Raw genomic sequence first — 14,654 nt, 5'->3', positions numbered from 1 at the left:
CTAGGAATTGAGGTTTCAAACCTCATTTGACCTTCCCGGGTGAGGGAATTGAAGCACTCAGACGGGTGATTTGCTGGCACACGGGTGACTCTGGTCCGATTAGTCATCTCTGCGCCGCTAACCGGTGTTCCGACCGAAACGGCCGATGGCTATACCGGTTTGTCGACTCGCCCCCAGGCCTGTGGATAACTTTCGGCTGTGGACAGCCGCCGGGCCTGTGGACAGCCGGTTCCGCCGCTTCGGAGCCTGTGGACGACGGGTGCGGTCACCTGCCCCGGTGGCTGAGTTCAGTCGAAAACAGTCAAGAAAGAACAGGAAAACGAAAGCCGGCGATCAAATGTCCGGGCGGCCGGAGTCACCCGGATGCCGCAGCCGGCCGCGCCGCCCCGCAGGCCCGGGACACCCGGAGCCGGGTACCCCGTTCGCCCCGTCCGCCCCGGCGGCCCCGCGCGCCTCAGATGTCGCCGCGCCCGTCGAGGCAGCGGGAGAGCCAGTCGGCCGCCGCGCCGAAGTCGGCGTCCGAGGTGCCCGGCCGCCGGTGCTTGGTGACCTGCCGGTCGGCGCGCGGATAGGAGCCGAGGAAGCGCACCTGCGGGCAGATCCGCTTGAGGCCCATCAGCGCCTCGCTCACCCGGCGGTCGGCGAGGTGGCCCTCGCAGTCGATCAGGAAGCAGTAGCTGCCGAGTCCCTCACCGGTCGGGCGGGACTCGATCCGCATCAGGTTGACCCCGCGCACCGCGAACTCCTGGAGCAGCTCCAGCAGCGCGCCCGGGTGGTCGTCCGGCAGCCAGACCACCATCGAGGTCTTGTCCGCCCCGGTCGGCGAGGAGACCCGACCCGGCCGGCCCACCAGGATGAAGCGGGTGGTCGCGTTCTGCGCGTCGGCGATGTCCTTGACCAGCGGGTCCAGGCCGTAGATCGGCGCCGCGAACTCGCCCGCGAAGGCGCCGTCGAACCGCTCCTCGGCGACCAGCCGGGCGCCGTCGGCGTTGGAGGCCGAGGACTCCCAGCGGGCGTCCGGCAGGTTGGCGGCCAGCCAGCGGCGCACCTGCGGCTGGGCGACGGGGTGGCTGGTGACGGTCTTGATGTCGCCCAGTTCGGTGCCGGGCCGCACCAGCAGCGCGAAGGAGATCGGCAGCAGCACCTCCCGGTAGATCATCAGCGGGGTGCCGGCGGCCAGTTCGTCGTTGGTCGCGGTGACGGCGCCCTCGACGGAGTTCTCGATCGGCACGAACGCGCCCGAGGCCTCGCCCGCGCGCACCGCGTCCAGCACCAGCGGCACCGAGGCCAGCGGCACCAGCTCCCGGGTCGCCGCCTCCGGCAGGGTGCGCAGGGCCGCCTCCGTGAAGGTGCCCGCCGGGCCGAGGTAGGTGTAGCGGGTGGCCGACATGCCGCCTCCATGCGAAAGGGTTACCGAGCAGATCACCTTAGTCACTTCGCCCGCCTCCCACCGCCGCGTTCCGGTCCGTGGGAATCCCGGGCGGGGGCCGGCGCGGGCGCGGGGAGGTGCCCCGGGCCCCGGCCGGCCGCTACTCCAGCAGCGTCTGCCCCACGTAGCCGCCCTCCGGCGCGCCGGGCGGCACGGCGTACAGCCCGCTCGCCTCGTGCCGCAGGAAGCGGGAGAGGCCGTCGCCCCGGGAGAGCTTGCGCTGCACCGGGGTGAAGCCCCGGCCCGGGTCGGCCTGGAACGCGAGGAAGAGCAGCCCGGCGTCCGGCGAGCCGTCGGCCAGCAGGCCGTCGTGGTAGGAGAAGCCCCGCCGCAGCATCGCCGCCCCGCCGTTGGCGGCCGGTGCGGCGACCCGGATGTGCGCGTCGGCGGGGACGGCCAGCGTGCCGTCCGCCCTCTGCGCCGTCAGGTCCACCGGCGTGGTCTCGCCGGCGGAGGCGGGCGCGGAGAGCGGCGCGCCGTCCGTCTTGCGGCGGCCGATCACCCGCTCCTGGCGGTCCACCGGCAGTGCCTCCCAGGAGTCCAGCAGCATCCGGATCCGCCTGAACACCAGGTACGAGCCGCCGTTCAGCCAGGCGCTCCGCTCGTCACCGGCGGTGCAGAACACCTTGTCGGCGAAGCCGTCCTCACCGGGCCTGGGGTTGTTGGTGCCGTCGATCTGGCCCATCAGGTTGCGCCCGGTCGTCGGCCGCGCGGTGGCGCCGGGCGTCCGGGCGAAGCCGGCCGCCTGCCAGCGCAGCGCCGCGGTGCCGGCCGCCCGGCGCTGGAGCACCCGCAGGGCGTGCACGGCGACCAGCGCGTCGTCGGCGCCGATCTGGACGAAGAGGTCGCCGTCACCGCGGGCCGGGTCCAGCGCGTCCGCCGGGAAGGCGGGCAGCGGCTCCAGCGCCGCCGGGCGGCGGTCGGCCAGTCCGGCCCGGTCGAACAGGGTGGCGCCGAAGCCGAAGGTGACGGTCAGCGAGCAGGGGCCGGCGTCCAGCGCCACCTGGTTCTCGAACGCGTCGGCCGGCTCGCCGGCGGCCAGCAGCGCGGCCGTCCGGGACCAGTCGCGCAGCAGCGTCCGCAGCCCGTCCCGGCCGACGCCGGCGGCCAGGTCGAAGGCGGCCAGCTGGACCCGGGCCTGCTGCGGTTCGAGGATGCCGGCCTGGTGCTCGCCGTGGAACGGCACCCGTCCGGCGCCGAGCGCGCCGCTCGGCCCGGCGGCGGCGGGTGCGGCCGCGGGCGCCCGGTCCAGGGCGACCGCCCCGGCCGCGCCCGCGCTCGCACCGGCCACCAGCCCGGCCCCGGCGGTGCCCAGCAGGGCCCGCCGGGTGACGCCGGCGCGCGGGCCGGGCTCCGCGCCGCCGGGCGGCCGGCCGGTGTCCGTGGTGCTGCCCATCGCGCTCACCCGATCTTCAGCTGCTTGATCTCGGTGGTCTGGTCGATCTCCGAGGAGCGGACCTGCACCGACACCACCCAGTTCCCGGCCAGCGGGAGCTGCGCGGTACCGCTCCAGCGGCCCGGGCCCTCGGCGGTCAGCGGCACCGGCAGCGGGCCGAGGTCGCGGTCCGGCAGGGTGAAGGCGAGCTCCACCTCGGGGACCTCGACCGGCTTGCCGTCCGCCCCGTCCAGGCTCAGGTGGACTTCGTTGGGGCCGGTCCGGGCCGGGTTGAGGGTGACGGTCGCGGTGCCCTTGGCGTTCGGCGTCCGGCCCTTGGTGTCGTACGGGAGCTTGAGCTCCATGGTCTGGCCGGGCACCGTCTGCGGGGCGGGCACGCCCGGCGCGGGCGCGGTGGCGCCGTTGGCGGTGCCGGCCGCCGCGATCTCGCTCGCCACTCGGCCGGGCGGGGAGTTGGTCAGCATCGTGGTGACCACCAGCACGGCCACCGCCGCCACCGACTCGATCAGCACCGAGCGGCGCAGCCCGGCCCGGGTCGGGGTGAGTCCGCGGTCGCGGCCGGCGCTCGCCCGGGCGGCCCGCTGGCGGTCCAGCTGGGCCTGCCGGACCGGGTCGTCGGAGTGGGCCGCGACGGCGACCGGCTCCGGTGCCTCGACCGGCCGGGCCGCCTCGGCCTCCGCCGGAGCGGCCCGCAGCCGGGCCAGCCAGGCCCGGGAGATCCAGGCGACGCCGAGCATCGCGACCACGCAGCCGGTCTTCACCAGCAGCAGCCGCCCGTACTCGGTGTCGGTCAGCGCGCTCCAGCTGCCGAGGCCGCGCCAGGACTGGTAGATCCCGGTGGCGGTGAGCACCGCCACCGAGCCGAAGGCGACCTTGGAGAACCGCTCGGCGGCCGCCGCGCCGATCCCGTGCCGCAGCCCGACCGCCATCGCGGCCAGGCCGCCGAGCCAGAGCGCCATCGCGATCAGGTGCAGCATGCCGAGCGGCAGTGCCAGCCAGACCTGGATGCCGACCGAGGCGTGGTCGGCGCCCACCCAGGTCGCCGAGAGGGCGATGGCCAGCACCAGTCCGGCCACCCCGAGGCCCAGTCGGGTCTCGTGCTGCGGGCGCTCGGCGGCGCGCCGCTCCAGCTGCCGCAGCTCGGCCTCCTCCGCCTCCTCGGCGGTCCGTGCGTCGCCGCTCGCCCGCGTGTCGTCCGCCTCCTCCGGGCGGGCGGCCGGCGCGGGCTGTCCGAGCTGGCCGACCAGCAACGACAGGAAGACCCCGCTCGCCGCGAGCAGCAGCAGCCGGGCGGCCAGCGCGGTGCCGATCCGCTCGTCGAGGGTGGCGCGCACCAGCGACAGGTCGAAGGCCTGCCCGACGCCCGAACCGCGCTCGTACGGGCCGCGCAGCATCAGCACCGCGACGGTGGAGACCAGCAGCGCCACCCATCCGGTCATCAGCAGCCGCTGCACGGCGCGTTGCGCCGCCCCGGCCGGCCAGCAGGCCAGCACGAACGCGGCCGCGCCGACGAGCAGCGCGAACGCCCCGTAGGCGACGGTCCGGCCGGTGCCGTACAGCGCGGCGACCACGCCGTCGGCCTCGGCGCCGCTCAGCGCGGTGGTGGAGACGGAGGTGTCCGAGGGCGCGCCGATCGAGAAGGTGAACGCTCCGCCGATCGGGTGCGAGTCCTCGGAGACCGCGCGCCAGGCCACCGTGTAGGTGCCGTTGGCCAGGCCGCTGTTCAGCCCGACCCGGGCGGTGTTGTCCTTGCCGTCCGCGTGCGCGGGGTTGCCGCCGTCGACCGCCTTGCCGGCCGGGTCGAGGACCCGGACCGAGTCCCCGGAGAGCGACACCGACTCGCTGAAGGTCAGCGTGACGGCCTGCGGCGCGGTCGCGACGACCGAGTTCTGCGCGGGGTCGGTCGACTGCAGGGTGGCGTGCGCGGAGGCGGGGCCGGCGCCGGCGAGCAGCAGCGCGAGCACCGCGCCGAGCAGGCCCAGCAGCCCGACGATCCGGCGGCGGGTGGTGGGGTTCGGCAACGCGGCCGTCAGCATCTCCTGGATCCCTTACTGCTGGCCCGGGCGGTAGGTGAGTTCCCGGACCGGCACCTTGACCGAGACGGTGCCGGTCCGGGCGAACGTCAGGTCGAGTTCGAGCTCGTCACCGAGGGCGGGGGCCTTCCGCCATCCCATGATCATGAGGTGGTTGCCGCCCCGGGCGAGCTCCAACGCGCCGTGCGCGGGGACGTCCAGCCGCTCGACCTGCTCCATGGTGGAGGCGGTGGAGCGGTGCATGGTGACCGACTGCGCGGCCGGGCTGGAGACCTTGACCAGCTGGTCCTCGCCGCCGTCGTTGCGCACGGTGAGGTAGCCGGCCGCCATCCCGCCCGCCGGGGGCAGCGGGATGTAGGAGTCGGCGACGCTCAGCAGGGCCGGACCGTCGGCCCGGGCCTCGCCGTCGCCCGCGCCGCAGGCGACCAGGATGGCGCCGGCGCCCAGTGCCGTCGCCAGCACCGCCCCCGCGAGCGCGGTCCGCCGGAACCCGCGCGGCCCGCCGGCGCCGTTCATGCCGCGACCCCCTGGGCGAGCAGCGGGAGGTCGTGCTCGTAGGTCTTCTCCTCGGTGCCACTGAGGTAGAGGACGTGCGCCTTGTCGTCCGAGGGCAGGAACGCCAGCACCTGCGCGCCGTGGGTGGAGGTGACCGTGCCGTCCGCGTTGACCACCGGGTCCTCGATCAGGATGCCGAGGGACTTGGCCGCGGCCTTCACCTTGGCCAGGTCCCCGGTGAGGCCTATGAAGTCCTTGCCCATCGAGTCCAGCCAGGTGCGCAGCACCTGCGGGGTGTCGCGCTGGGGGTCGGTGGAGACGAAGACGATGTCGACCTTCTGGCGCTCCTCGGGGGAGAGCTTGGTCATCGCCACGCCGATGTCGCCCATCGTGGTCGGGCAGACGTCCGGGCAGCTGGTGTAGCCGAAGAACAGCAGGGTGCTCCGGCCGTTGGTCTTCTGCCGCAGGTCGAAGGGCTGGCCGGCGGTGTCGGTCAGCTGGAGGTCGGGCTTGTCGAAGTGCTTGCCGAGCACGGTGCCCTGGTACGGGGAGTCGGCCTTCTGCTGGGTGACCTTGGCGGGGCCGGTGGAGCCGTCGGAGCCGCAGGCGGTCAGGGTGAGGGCCGCGGCGAGCGCGACGGCGGCGGCGCCGGCCAGCCGGGCGGTGCGGAGGGTGCGGGACATGGGGGATCCGATCGTGCGCGGTGGATCACCGGCGGGGCCGCGCCCGGGCCCGGGTGCGGTACGGGCGCGGCCCCGCCGGTGCGGGGGTCAGGAGGCGGAGCCGCCGTTCTTGCGGCGCAGGCCGAGCACGCCGAACGCCGCGCCGACCAGGCCGACGACGATGCCGACCACGGCGAGGACGCGGGCGGTGGAGTCGCTGCCCTTGTCCGAGGAGGCGGCGGCCTGGGTGGTGGCGTCGCCGTGCCCGTGGCCGTCGGCGGTGGCCGTGGGGGCGGCGGTCGCGCCGTGCTCGCCGCCGGCCGCGGCCTTGTCGAGGGCCAGCACGGGGGCGGGCTTGGCCGGCTCGGGCTGGCCGTCCTTGGCCTCGTCGATCCAGCGCACGACGTCGCCGTTGTCGTAGCTCTGCAGCGCCTTGAAGACCAGCTTGTCGGTGTCGGTCGGCAGCGGGCCGATCGAGACGCGGAACTCCTGGAACTGGCCGGGGGCGATCTTGGTGCCCGCGTCGGCGGTCCAGGTGATTTTGGAGACGGCCTCGTTGACGTCGTTGCCGTGCACCTTGATCGGCTTGTCGAGCTTGGACTTCTCGACGGTCGTGGTCCAGCCCGGCATCGGCAGGGTGCGGACGGAGGCCAGCGGGTGGTCCAGCGGGAGGTTGACCTCCAGCTTCACCGTGGACGCGTTGTCGTTCTCGTTCGGCACCCGGAAGTCCACGGCGGTGTAGCCGCCCTGCTGGGCGTTGCCCGGGTTCACGGTGACGTGCGCGAAGGCGGGGCCGGCCAGCGCCACGACCGACGCGGCGGCGGTGAGGGCGACGGCGGCGATACGGCGGGTGGGGAGGGAACGCATGATTCGGGTCTCCGTTCGGAGGCTCGGCGGCAGGACCGCTCCCGGACACGGTGATCCGTGCCTCGGCGGGGCCGCGCGGCGTGGGGACGAGTGGGAGCCGCACGCCGCGGGGGAGCGGCGGGTACGGCGCGGTCGCCGCGTACACCCGGACCCGGTACGGGGCCTTGCCGGCGCTCCGTCGGGGGCGGGTCAGTACGCGAGGGCCCCGAACGGGGGACCGCGCCGCACCACGCTGTGCCGCAGTGCGGCACGGGCCGGCGGCCGGCTGTCCCCGGCCCGCGCGCCGGAGCGGCGGGCGGGACCGGCGGGCGTGCCGAGCAGGCCCCGCAGCAGCGCCGCGGCCAGCGCGAACGCCGTCCGCAGGGGGGTGGTCCAGTGCTCCCGGGCGGCCGTGGCGGTGATCCTGACCAGCCGCCAGAGCGCCGCCTCGCCGCGCCGCAGCCACCAGCCGGCCGCCAGGGCGGCGGCCAGGTGGCCCGCGAGCATCGACGGCGTCATCCCGAACAGGCCGTCCTGCCACCAGGGCGCGACGGCGAACGCCCGCGGGTCCAGCCCCGCGCCGGCGACCAGCTGCTCGGCCGACGGGCTGCCGGGCAGGCCGGCCAGCGTGCCCGGACTGGCCTCGTTGCAGATCAGCCGGCCGGCCACCTGGGGCAGCGTCAGCGGGCCGGAGCCGCCGTGGTGCATCCCGGCCATCGCGCCGGCCGCCGCGGTGGCGTGCCCGCCGAAGGCGTGGAACAGGCAGTGCAGCCCGAGCTGGCCCGCACCGAGCGCGCCGGCGATGGCACCGAGCGAGCGCTCCCGCCCGCCGAAGGCCACCGCGAGCACCAGGACGGCCGCGAAGCCGGTCGCGAGCGCGGGCAGGGCCACGTTCCCGCCGCCGGCCAGGGCGTGCCCGGCGGCCGCGATCAGCGCGCAGACCAGGGCGAACGGGACGGCCCGCGCAAGCCGCAGGTCCCAGGCGGCGGCCCCCACCGGTGCGTCCGGTGCGGGGGCGCCCGGGTGCGGGGCGGCGGCGAGGGCAGTCATGGCCGGGCCATCATCTCATCGCCCCCCGCGCCGCCGAGGGCAGGGTGGGAAATCCCTACGAATGCCCCGTTCGGCCCGGCGTGCGGCCCCCGGTGTGCGCCGCTCGGCACACACCCCGGCCCCAGTCCATCCGCCGAACGGGCGGTAGCCGACCCCCTGCACGGTTCACCGCATGATCGCCCGGAGATACCTAGTTGTATGTGGAGCCGCAGCCAGGAGGGACCTCCCGTGGACATCTGGTGGACTCTGCACCTCAAGCGCGACCCGGCCAGCGTGCCGCTGGCCCGGCGCATCCTGCTCGGTGCCATGGCGACGGCGGGCGTCGACCCGCAGATCGCCGACGACCTCGGGGTCGCCCTCAGCGAGGCCTGCGCCAACGCGGTGGAGCACGGCGCCTGCGGCCGCTCGGACGACGGCTTCCAGGTCACCGCGTCGATCAGCGGGGACCTCCTGCGGATCGAGGTCACGGACTCCGGCCCCGGCCTCGCCGCGCCCGCCGCCCCCGCCCCGTTCCCGCCGCGCCGGCCGGCCGCCCCGCCGGCCCGCCCGGCCGCGACCGGCCGGGGCGCCCGCCGCCCCCGGCGCGGCCGCGCCAGCGTCCCCGGCCCGGTCCTGACCACCCGCCGCCCCCGCCGCGACGACCGCCCCTACGACACCCACGTGCTGCCCCCCTGCCACGCCGGAGCCCCCGCCCCCACCCTGCGCCCGGTCGACCTGGACACCCTCCCCGACCTCACCGCCGAGTCCGGCCGCGGCCTCTTCCTGATCCACGCCCTGACCGACCACGTCCAGCTCCGCAACCACCCCCTGCGCGGCGCGATCGTCAGCTTCGACAAGATCCTCAAGTGGCAGGACGACGCCCTGCTGCGGGCCTGCTGACCACCGCGGACACCCCGCCCGGCGCCGGCCCGGGCGCGCCCTCCGGGGCGGCCGGGGCGGAACTACGCTGGCGCGATGGGTGCGGTGGGTGAGTGGGATCTGCGGCGGCTGCGGGTGCTGTGGGCGGTCGGTGAGTGCGGGACGGTGACGGCCGCGGCGGAGCGGCTGCGGCTCTCGCCGTCGGCGGTCTCGCAGCAGGTGTCGGCGCTGGCCAGGCAGGTGGGCGCGCCGATGCTGGAGCCGTACGGGCGGCGGGTCCGGCTGACCAGTGCGGCGCGGCTGGTGCTGCGCCACGCCGAGGTGGTGTTCGGGCAGCTGGAGCGGGCCGAGGCGGAGCTGGCGGGGTACCTGCACGGCGAGGCGGGCGAGGTGCGGGTGGGCGCCTTCGCCACCGCGATCGGCGGGCTGCTCGTCCCGGCGATCGCCCGGCTGCGGGCGGACGCGCCGCGGCTGGCGGTGCGGGTGGTGGAGACGGAGGCGGCCGGGGCCTACGGGCTGCTGGCGGCGGGGGACGTCGACCTGGCGCTCTCGCTCGCGGTGCGGCCGGCCGGCGGCGATCCCCGCTTCGTCGAGTCCGTCCTGCTCAGCGACCCGCTGGACGTGGCGCTGCCGCCCGGGCACCCGAGGGCCGACGCCCTGGACCTGCGGCTCGCGGACCTCGCCGACGAGCCGTGGATCTACGGCGCCGCCGGCCCCTGGCGGGAGATCACCCTGACGGCGTGCGCGGACGCCGGGTTCGTGCCCGAGCGCGCGCACACCGCCGCGGACTGGTCGGCGATCCTGGCGATGGTCGCGGCCGGACTCGGGGTGGCGCTGGTGCCCCGGCTGGCCTCGGCGGGGCGGGTCGGCGGGGCGGTGGTCCGGGCGCTGCCCGCCGACCTGCCGACCCGCCGGGTGGTCGCCGCGGTCCGCGCGGGGACGGAGGGGACGCCGCCGCTGCGCCGGGTGCTCGCGGCCCTGGCCGAGGCCGCCCGGGACGTTCAGTCCGGCTGAACGTTCTGGTCAGATCTTTGTGATGGACCTGACGGGTGTGCCGGGGTGACCGTGGAGGCATGACCACCGACGCGACCGCCCCCGAGACCGCCGCCCCCGAGACCGCCGACGCGCTGCCCTACGCGGGCGGCAACCCCTACGCCGACTACCGCTCCGCCAGCTTCGCCTTCACCGCCCTCACCGACCTGGCCGACCGCCGGCTCGGCGGCGCCGTGATCGCCGCCAACGACGAGCTCTTCGCCGAGCGGGAGAACCTGCTGCTGCTCGAGCCCGCCGAGTTCCGCCCGCACACCTTCGGCAACAAGGGCCAGATCATGGACGGCTGGGAGACCCGCCGCCGCCGCGGCGCCGGCACCGACCGTCCGCACCCGACCGCCGAGGACCACGACTGGGCGCTGATCCGCCTGGGAGTGCCGGGGGTCGTGCACGGCGTGATCGTCGACACCGCGCACTTCCGCGGCAACCACCCGCAGCGGATCGCCCTGGAGGGCGCCGAACTCCCCGGCACCCCGGGCCCGGAGGAGCTGCTCGCCGACTCCACCGTCTGGCACCCGCTGGTGCCCGCCTCGCCGGTGCGCGGCCACGCCGCCAACGGCTTCGCCGTCGAGGACGGCCGCCGCTTCACCCACCTGCGGCTCAGCCAGTACCCCGACGGCGGCATCGCCCGGCTGCGGGTGCACGGCGAGGCCCGGCCGGACACCGCCTGGCTGGCCGCGCTCGGCACCTTCGACCTGGCCGCGATCGAGCACGGCGGCGCGGTCGAGGACGCCTCCGACCGCTTCTTCTCGCCCCCGGCCAACCTCGCGCTGCCCGGCCGGTCCCGGGCGATGGGCGACGGCTGGGAGAACCGCCGGCGCCGGGACGCCGGCCACGACTGGGTCCTGCTGCGCCTCGCCGGGCGCGGCGCGATCCGCGCGGTGGAGATCGACACCGGCTACTACGTCGGCAACGCGGCCGGCTGGGCCGCGCTCCACGGGCGGGACGAGCGGGCCGCCGACCCGCAGGAGTGGTTCGAGCTGGTGCCCCGCACCCGGCTCCAGCCCGACGCCGTCCACCGTCTGGTGCTGGACGCGCCCCGGCCCGCCACCCACGTCCGGCTCGACGTCTTCCCCGACGGCGGCATCGCCCGGCTGCGGCTGCACGGCAGCCTGGTCTGACCGGGTACGGCCGGGGCGGGCGGGCGCCGTCGGCCCCCGGTTGCCGGGGCCGGAGGGCCGCCGGACGATGGGGGAATGATGCACCAGATGCGCGCCGAGTACGGTGACGGCGGTCCGTCCGCCGGGGTGAGGCTCTGGCACATGGTCCGCGGCTCCGAAGCCGTCGCCATGTGCGGCCGGGAGCTGGACGAGGGGGCGCAGCTGCGGGATCCGGCGGACTGGGGCAAGACGCCCGAACTCTGCTGCCACACCTGCGGCGCGTACTTCCTGCGCGAGACCCCGTACCTGGCGACCGAACACCCGTAGCCCGGCGGCCGCCGCCCGTGGCGCGTCCGGCGGCTCCGGCCGCGCGCTGATGCGGCGCGAACCGCCGGGCGGGCCCTAGCGTGGTCGGCATGGAGAAGTCCCTGGTCCGTCCGCGGTCGCTGGCCGACGAGGTCGCGCGGTCGCGGGGCGGTGACGCCGACCTCGCCGGGCGGGTCGACCGGCTCTGCGGCCGGATCGAGCGGCTGGACCCGCTGCTGCACACCTTCGTGCCCGAGGCCGGCCGGCCGGAGCGGCTGCACGCCGAGGCCCGCGCGCTGGCCGCCCGCCATCCCGATCCGGCCACCGCCCCGCCGCTGTACGGGGTGGCGGTCGGGATCAAGGACATCGTCCACGTCGACGGCCTGCCCACGCACGCCGGATCGGCGCTGCCGCCGGGCGTGCTGGCCGGTCCGCAGGCCGCCGTGGTGGACCGGCTGCGGGCCGCTGGCGCGCTGGTGGCGGGCAAGACGGTGACCGCCGAGTTCGCCGGCAGCGCTCCGGGCCCGACCCGGAACCCGCACCACCCCGGGCACACGCCGGGAGGCTCCAGCAGCGGCTCGGCGGCGGCGGTCGCGGCCGGGCTGGTGCCGCTGGCGATCGGCACCCAGACGATCGGCTCGGTGGTCCGGCCCGCCGCCTACTGCGGAGTGGTGGGCTTCCGGCCGACGTACGGGCGGATCCCGCTCGACGGGGTGATCCCCAACGCGCCGAGCTTCGACACCGTCGGCCTGTTCACCGCCGACCTCGCCGGGGCGGCGCTGGCGGCGCCGCTGCTCTGCGACGACTGGCGGGGCGAGCGGCAGGGCGGTCCGCCCGGCGACGGGCCGCCCGTCCTCGGCCCGCCCGTCCTCGGGGTGCCCGCCGGGCCGTACCTGGAGCAGGCCGGACCGGCGGCGCTGGCGGCCTTCCGGGCGCAGCTGGACCGGCTGGCCGCCGCGGGGTCGACGGTGCGCGAGATCGAGTTGCTGCCCGACTTCGCGTGGCTGGTGCGGCAGGTGCGGACGATCAACCGCTTCGAGCAGGCCCGCGGCCACGCCGACTGGTTCGCCCGGTTCGGCGGCCTCTACCGGCCGGAGACGGCGGCCGGCATCCGGCACGGCCAGGCCGTCCGGCCGGAGGACCACGCGACGGCGCTCGGCGTCCGCGAGCACGTCCGCGCCCGGCTCGCCGAGGCCTGGGCGGCCGCGGGGGTGGACCTGGTGGTCGCGCCCTCCGCCACCGGTCCGGCCCCGTCCGGGCTGGGCAGCACCGGGGACGCGGTGATGTCCCTGCCGTGGAGCTACGCCGGGCTGCCCGCCGTCAGCCTGCCCGCCGGGGTGAGCGCGGACGGCCTGCCGCTCGGGCTCCAGGTGGTCGGCGCGGCCGGTGCGGACGAGTCGCTGCTGGCCCTGGCCGCGCCGCTGGAGCGGGCCCTGGGCGGCCCGGCCCGCTGAACGGCGCGGCGGGCGGGGTCAGCGCCTGTCGCGCTGCTCGTCGGGGAAGCGGGGGCCGCCGATCAGGAACAGCAGGGCCGCGGTCGGAAAGCCGATCGACGCGGCCACCAGCACGATGAACTGCCAGAACATCCGTCGCTCCTCGTCCTCGTCAGTCCCGTGCGGCCCGGCCCCTCGAAGGAGACCGCGAAACCTGACAGGCCCTGATTGGCCGAATTGTCCACTCGATATCCGACGGTATGGCCGAATTACCCCCGCTGCCACCGGACGGTCCGGCGCCGGCGGCGCGCACCGCGTGCACGGGTCTGGGCGCGCGCCCCACCCGGCGTCCACACTGTCGGGATGCAGGTACAGCTGGCAGGGGAAGCACGGCGGCCGGACCGCGAGAGCGAGGACTTCGCGGCGGCCTCGCCGGAGGCGCTCGTACTGCTCGACGGCGCGAGCTCGCCGACCGGGCTGGAGTCGGGGTGCCGGCACGGCACCCCCTGGTACGTACGGCGGTTGGGGGTGCACCTGCTGGCCCGGCTGACCGACCGGGCGGACCGCTCGATCGCCGAGTGCCTGGCCGACGCCATCGTGGAGACGGCGGCGCTGCACGGGGGCCGCTGCGACCTCGCCCACCCCAACACGCCCGCCGCCATGGTGGTCGCCGCCCGGCGGCACGGCAGTGCGCTGGAGTACCTGGTGCTCGGGGACTCGCTGCTGGTGCTGCAGTACAAGGACGGGCCGCTCAAGGTGATCGGCGACAACCAGCGCTTCCCCGCCGGTGAGGAGGTGCGCCGCCAGGTCTGGTCGACGGTGCCCGGCTCCACCGAGCGCGCCGCGCTGCACCTGGAGTACGCGCTGGCCGTCCGGGCCGCCCGGAACTCCGGCACCGGCCCGTGGATCGCCGCCGCCAGCCCCAAGGCCGCGCAGCACGCCGAGACCGGCTTCGTCGAGCTGGAGCGGCTGCACGCGGTGGCCGCGCTGAGCGACGGCGCCTCGCGCTACACCGAGCGCTTCGGACTGGGCAGCTGGGCGGACGCCCTGCGACTGCTCGCCGAGTCGGGGCCGGGCGAGCTGATCGCCCAGGTGCGGGCGGTCGAGCGGTCGGACACGGCCTGCGAGCGGTGGCCGCGCGGCAAGGCGCACGACGACGCCTCGGCCCTCTACGCGCTGCTGTAGCGGACCGGGCGGTGGCGGCGGACTTGCGCCGCCGACCGCCCGATATGGGCGCGGTATAGGAGCGGGCGGCACCGTGGCGGTGCTGATAGATCGGCATCTCCATGGCCGCACCCCTCCCCCGAAGGACGCTCATGACCGACTCCGTGGCGCTGTGGTTCCGCACCTACCACACGGCTCCGGCCCCGCGGCTGCGGCTGGTCTGCTTCCCGCACGCCGGCGGAGCACCCACCGCCTACTGGTCCTGGGCCCGCGAACTGCCCGAGGACATCGAGGTGCTGTCGGCCTGCTACCCGGGCCGGCAGGACCGCCTCGGCGACCCCTACGCGCCCTCCGTCCACGCGATGGCGGACGAGATCGCCGCCGCCCTGGCCGTTCTGGCCGCCGACGGAGTGCCGCTGGCCCTGTTCGGCCACAGCATGGGCTCCGTGGTCGCGCACGAGGTGACGCTGCGGCTCGGCGCCGAGCACGGCGTGCGCCCGGTGCGGCTGTTCGTCTCCGGCTCCGAGGCCCCGCACCGCCGTGAGCGCGAGGAGTCGGCGGCCGCGGACGACGCCGACTTCCTGGCCGAGCTGCGCCAGCTCGGCCACAGCTCCCTGGCCGACATGGACCCGGGCCTCCTGGAGCTGGTGCTCCCCAGCATCCGGGGGGACAACGGCTGGGACTGACGGTCCGTCCGAATCCGACGGTGGCTCACATCGCCGTACCGGCGGCGGTGGGAGACAGCGCGGCGGCCCGCCGAACCCCGTACGGGGTTCGGCGGATTCCGACCAACCGGGACCCGCTGCGCATCGACCAGCCCGACCTGATCTAC

General features: G+C 76.2%; 14 protein-coding genes. 7 read left to right on the top strand and 7 right to left on the bottom strand.

The window, feature by feature from the left end; translation table 11 throughout:
• Positions 1–454 precede the first annotated feature (454 nt).
• The 7 genes from pheA to ABZ497_RS24445 form a co-directional block, all read right to left on the bottom strand.
• Positions 455–1,390, bottom strand: a complete 936-nt coding sequence (gene pheA / locus ABZ497_RS24475) for a prephenate dehydratase (RefSeq protein WP_329488941.1) — start codon at positions 1,388–1,390, stop codon at positions 455–457.
• Between the two features lie 139 nt (positions 1,391–1,529).
• Positions 1,530–2,825 carry an iron uptake transporter deferrochelatase/peroxidase subunit gene (gene efeB, locus ABZ497_RS24470; protein ID WP_359808249.1) on the bottom strand — a complete coding sequence of 432 codons (1,296 nt, stop codon included), beginning with the start codon at positions 2,823–2,825 and terminating at the stop codon, positions 1,530–1,532.
• Positions 2,826–2,830: 5 nt separating this feature from the next.
• On the bottom strand, positions 2,831–4,861 hold the full coding sequence (locus ABZ497_RS24465; protein WP_359808248.1) for a FixH family protein: 2,031 nt from the start codon (positions 4,859–4,861) through the stop codon (positions 2,831–2,833).
• 12 nt (positions 4,862–4,873) lie between these two features.
• Positions 4,874–5,374, bottom strand: a complete 501-nt coding sequence (locus ABZ497_RS24460; protein ID WP_329488944.1) for a copper chaperone PCu(A)C — start codon at positions 5,372–5,374, stop codon at positions 4,874–4,876.
• Positions 5,371–6,036: an SCO family protein gene (locus tag ABZ497_RS24455; protein WP_329488945.1), complete on the bottom strand. Its 666-nt coding sequence runs from the start codon at positions 6,034–6,036 to the stop codon at positions 5,371–5,373. The genes ABZ497_RS24460 and ABZ497_RS24455 overlap by 4 nt, the downstream gene beginning before the upstream one ends.
• Before the next feature lie 87 nt (positions 6,037–6,123).
• A complete protein-coding gene (locus ABZ497_RS24450; protein ID WP_352296424.1) occupies positions 6,124–6,882 on the bottom strand; it encodes a YcnI family protein in 759 nt (252 codons plus the stop codon).
• A 189-nt stretch (positions 6,883–7,071) separates the two neighbouring features.
• Positions 7,072–7,911: a hypothetical protein gene (locus tag ABZ497_RS24445; RefSeq protein ID WP_359808247.1), complete on the bottom strand. Its 840-nt coding sequence runs from the start codon at positions 7,909–7,911 to the stop codon at positions 7,072–7,074.
• A gap of 228 nt (positions 7,912–8,139) precedes the next feature.
• Here ABZ497_RS24445 and ABZ497_RS24440 point away from each other — a divergent pair, with 228 nt between their 5' ends.
• From ABZ497_RS24440 to ABZ497_RS24410, 7 genes are all read left to right on the top strand, one after another.
• Positions 8,140–8,790 (top strand): ATP-binding protein, encoded by a 651-nt coding sequence (locus ABZ497_RS24440; RefSeq protein ID WP_359808246.1) that lies wholly within the window; start codon positions 8,140–8,142, stop codon positions 8,788–8,790.
• Positions 8,791–8,874: 84 nt separating this feature from the next.
• Positions 8,875–9,783, top strand: a complete 909-nt coding sequence (locus ABZ497_RS24435; RefSeq protein ID WP_359808323.1) for a LysR family transcriptional regulator — start codon at positions 8,875–8,877, stop codon at positions 9,781–9,783.
• Positions 9,784–9,842: 59 nt separating this feature from the next.
• Positions 9,843–10,940, top strand: coding sequence for an allantoicase (gene alc / locus ABZ497_RS24430; RefSeq protein WP_359808245.1), 1,098 nt, complete (start codon positions 9,843–9,845; stop codon positions 10,938–10,940).
• A 75-nt stretch (positions 10,941–11,015) separates the two neighbouring features.
• Positions 11,016–11,246 (top strand): hypothetical protein, encoded by a 231-nt coding sequence (locus ABZ497_RS24425; protein WP_329488950.1) that lies wholly within the window; start codon positions 11,016–11,018, stop codon positions 11,244–11,246.
• Between the two features lie 89 nt (positions 11,247–11,335).
• Positions 11,336–12,679, top strand: a complete 1,344-nt coding sequence (locus tag ABZ497_RS24420; RefSeq protein WP_359808243.1) for an amidase — start codon at positions 11,336–11,338, stop codon at positions 12,677–12,679.
• 342 nt (positions 12,680–13,021) lie between these two features.
• Positions 13,022–13,843 (top strand): integrase, encoded by an 822-nt coding sequence (locus ABZ497_RS24415; protein ID WP_329488952.1) that lies wholly within the window; start codon positions 13,022–13,024, stop codon positions 13,841–13,843.
• 131 nt (positions 13,844–13,974) lie between these two features.
• Positions 13,975–14,508 carry an alpha/beta fold hydrolase gene (locus ABZ497_RS24410; protein ID WP_359808241.1) on the top strand — a complete coding sequence of 178 codons (534 nt, stop codon included), beginning with the start codon at positions 13,975–13,977 and terminating at the stop codon, positions 14,506–14,508.
• The last annotated feature ends 146 nt before the right edge of the window (positions 14,509–14,654 follow it).

The organism is Kitasatospora sp. NPDC005751, from assembly GCF_040630835.1.
In the GTDB taxonomy this organism is placed as follows: Bacteria; Actinomycetota; Actinomycetes; order Streptomycetales; family Streptomycetaceae; genus Kitasatospora.
This window is presented reverse-complemented; position numbering and strand designations above follow the sequence as displayed.

Coding starts and splice junctions, on each gene's coding strand:
- ABZ497_RS24445 (WP_359808247.1), bottom strand. CDS start 7,911: ATGACTGCCCTCGCCGCCGCCCCGCACCCGGGCGCCCCCGCACCGGAC.
- pheA (WP_329488941.1), bottom strand. CDS start 1,390: ATGTCGGCCACCCGCTACACCTACCTCGGCCCGGCGGGCACCTTCACG.
- ABZ497_RS24425 (WP_329488950.1), top strand. CDS start 11,016: ATGATGCACCAGATGCGCGCCGAGTACGGTGACGGCGGTCCGTCCGCC.
- ABZ497_RS24465 (WP_359808248.1), bottom strand. CDS start 4,861: ATGCTGACGGCCGCGTTGCCGAACCCCACCACCCGCCGCCGGATCGTC.
- ABZ497_RS24455 (WP_329488945.1), bottom strand. CDS start 6,036: ATGTCCCGCACCCTCCGCACCGCCCGGCTGGCCGGCGCCGCCGCCGTC.
- ABZ497_RS24420 (WP_359808243.1), top strand. CDS start 11,336: ATGGAGAAGTCCCTGGTCCGTCCGCGGTCGCTGGCCGACGAGGTCGCG.
- ABZ497_RS24460 (WP_329488944.1), bottom strand. CDS start 5,374: ATGAACGGCGCCGGCGGGCCGCGCGGGTTCCGGCGGACCGCGCTCGCG.
- ABZ497_RS24410 (WP_359808241.1), top strand. CDS start 13,975: ATGACCGACTCCGTGGCGCTGTGGTTCCGCACCTACCACACGGCTCCG.
- ABZ497_RS24450 (WP_352296424.1), bottom strand. CDS start 6,882: ATGCGTTCCCTCCCCACCCGCCGTATCGCCGCCGTCGCCCTCACCGCC.
- efeB (WP_359808249.1), bottom strand. CDS start 2,825: ATGGGCAGCACCACGGACACCGGCCGGCCGCCCGGCGGCGCGGAGCCC.
- alc (WP_359808245.1), top strand. CDS start 9,843: ATGACCACCGACGCGACCGCCCCCGAGACCGCCGCCCCCGAGACCGCC.
- ABZ497_RS24415 (WP_329488952.1), top strand. CDS start 13,022: ATGCAGGTACAGCTGGCAGGGGAAGCACGGCGGCCGGACCGCGAGAGC.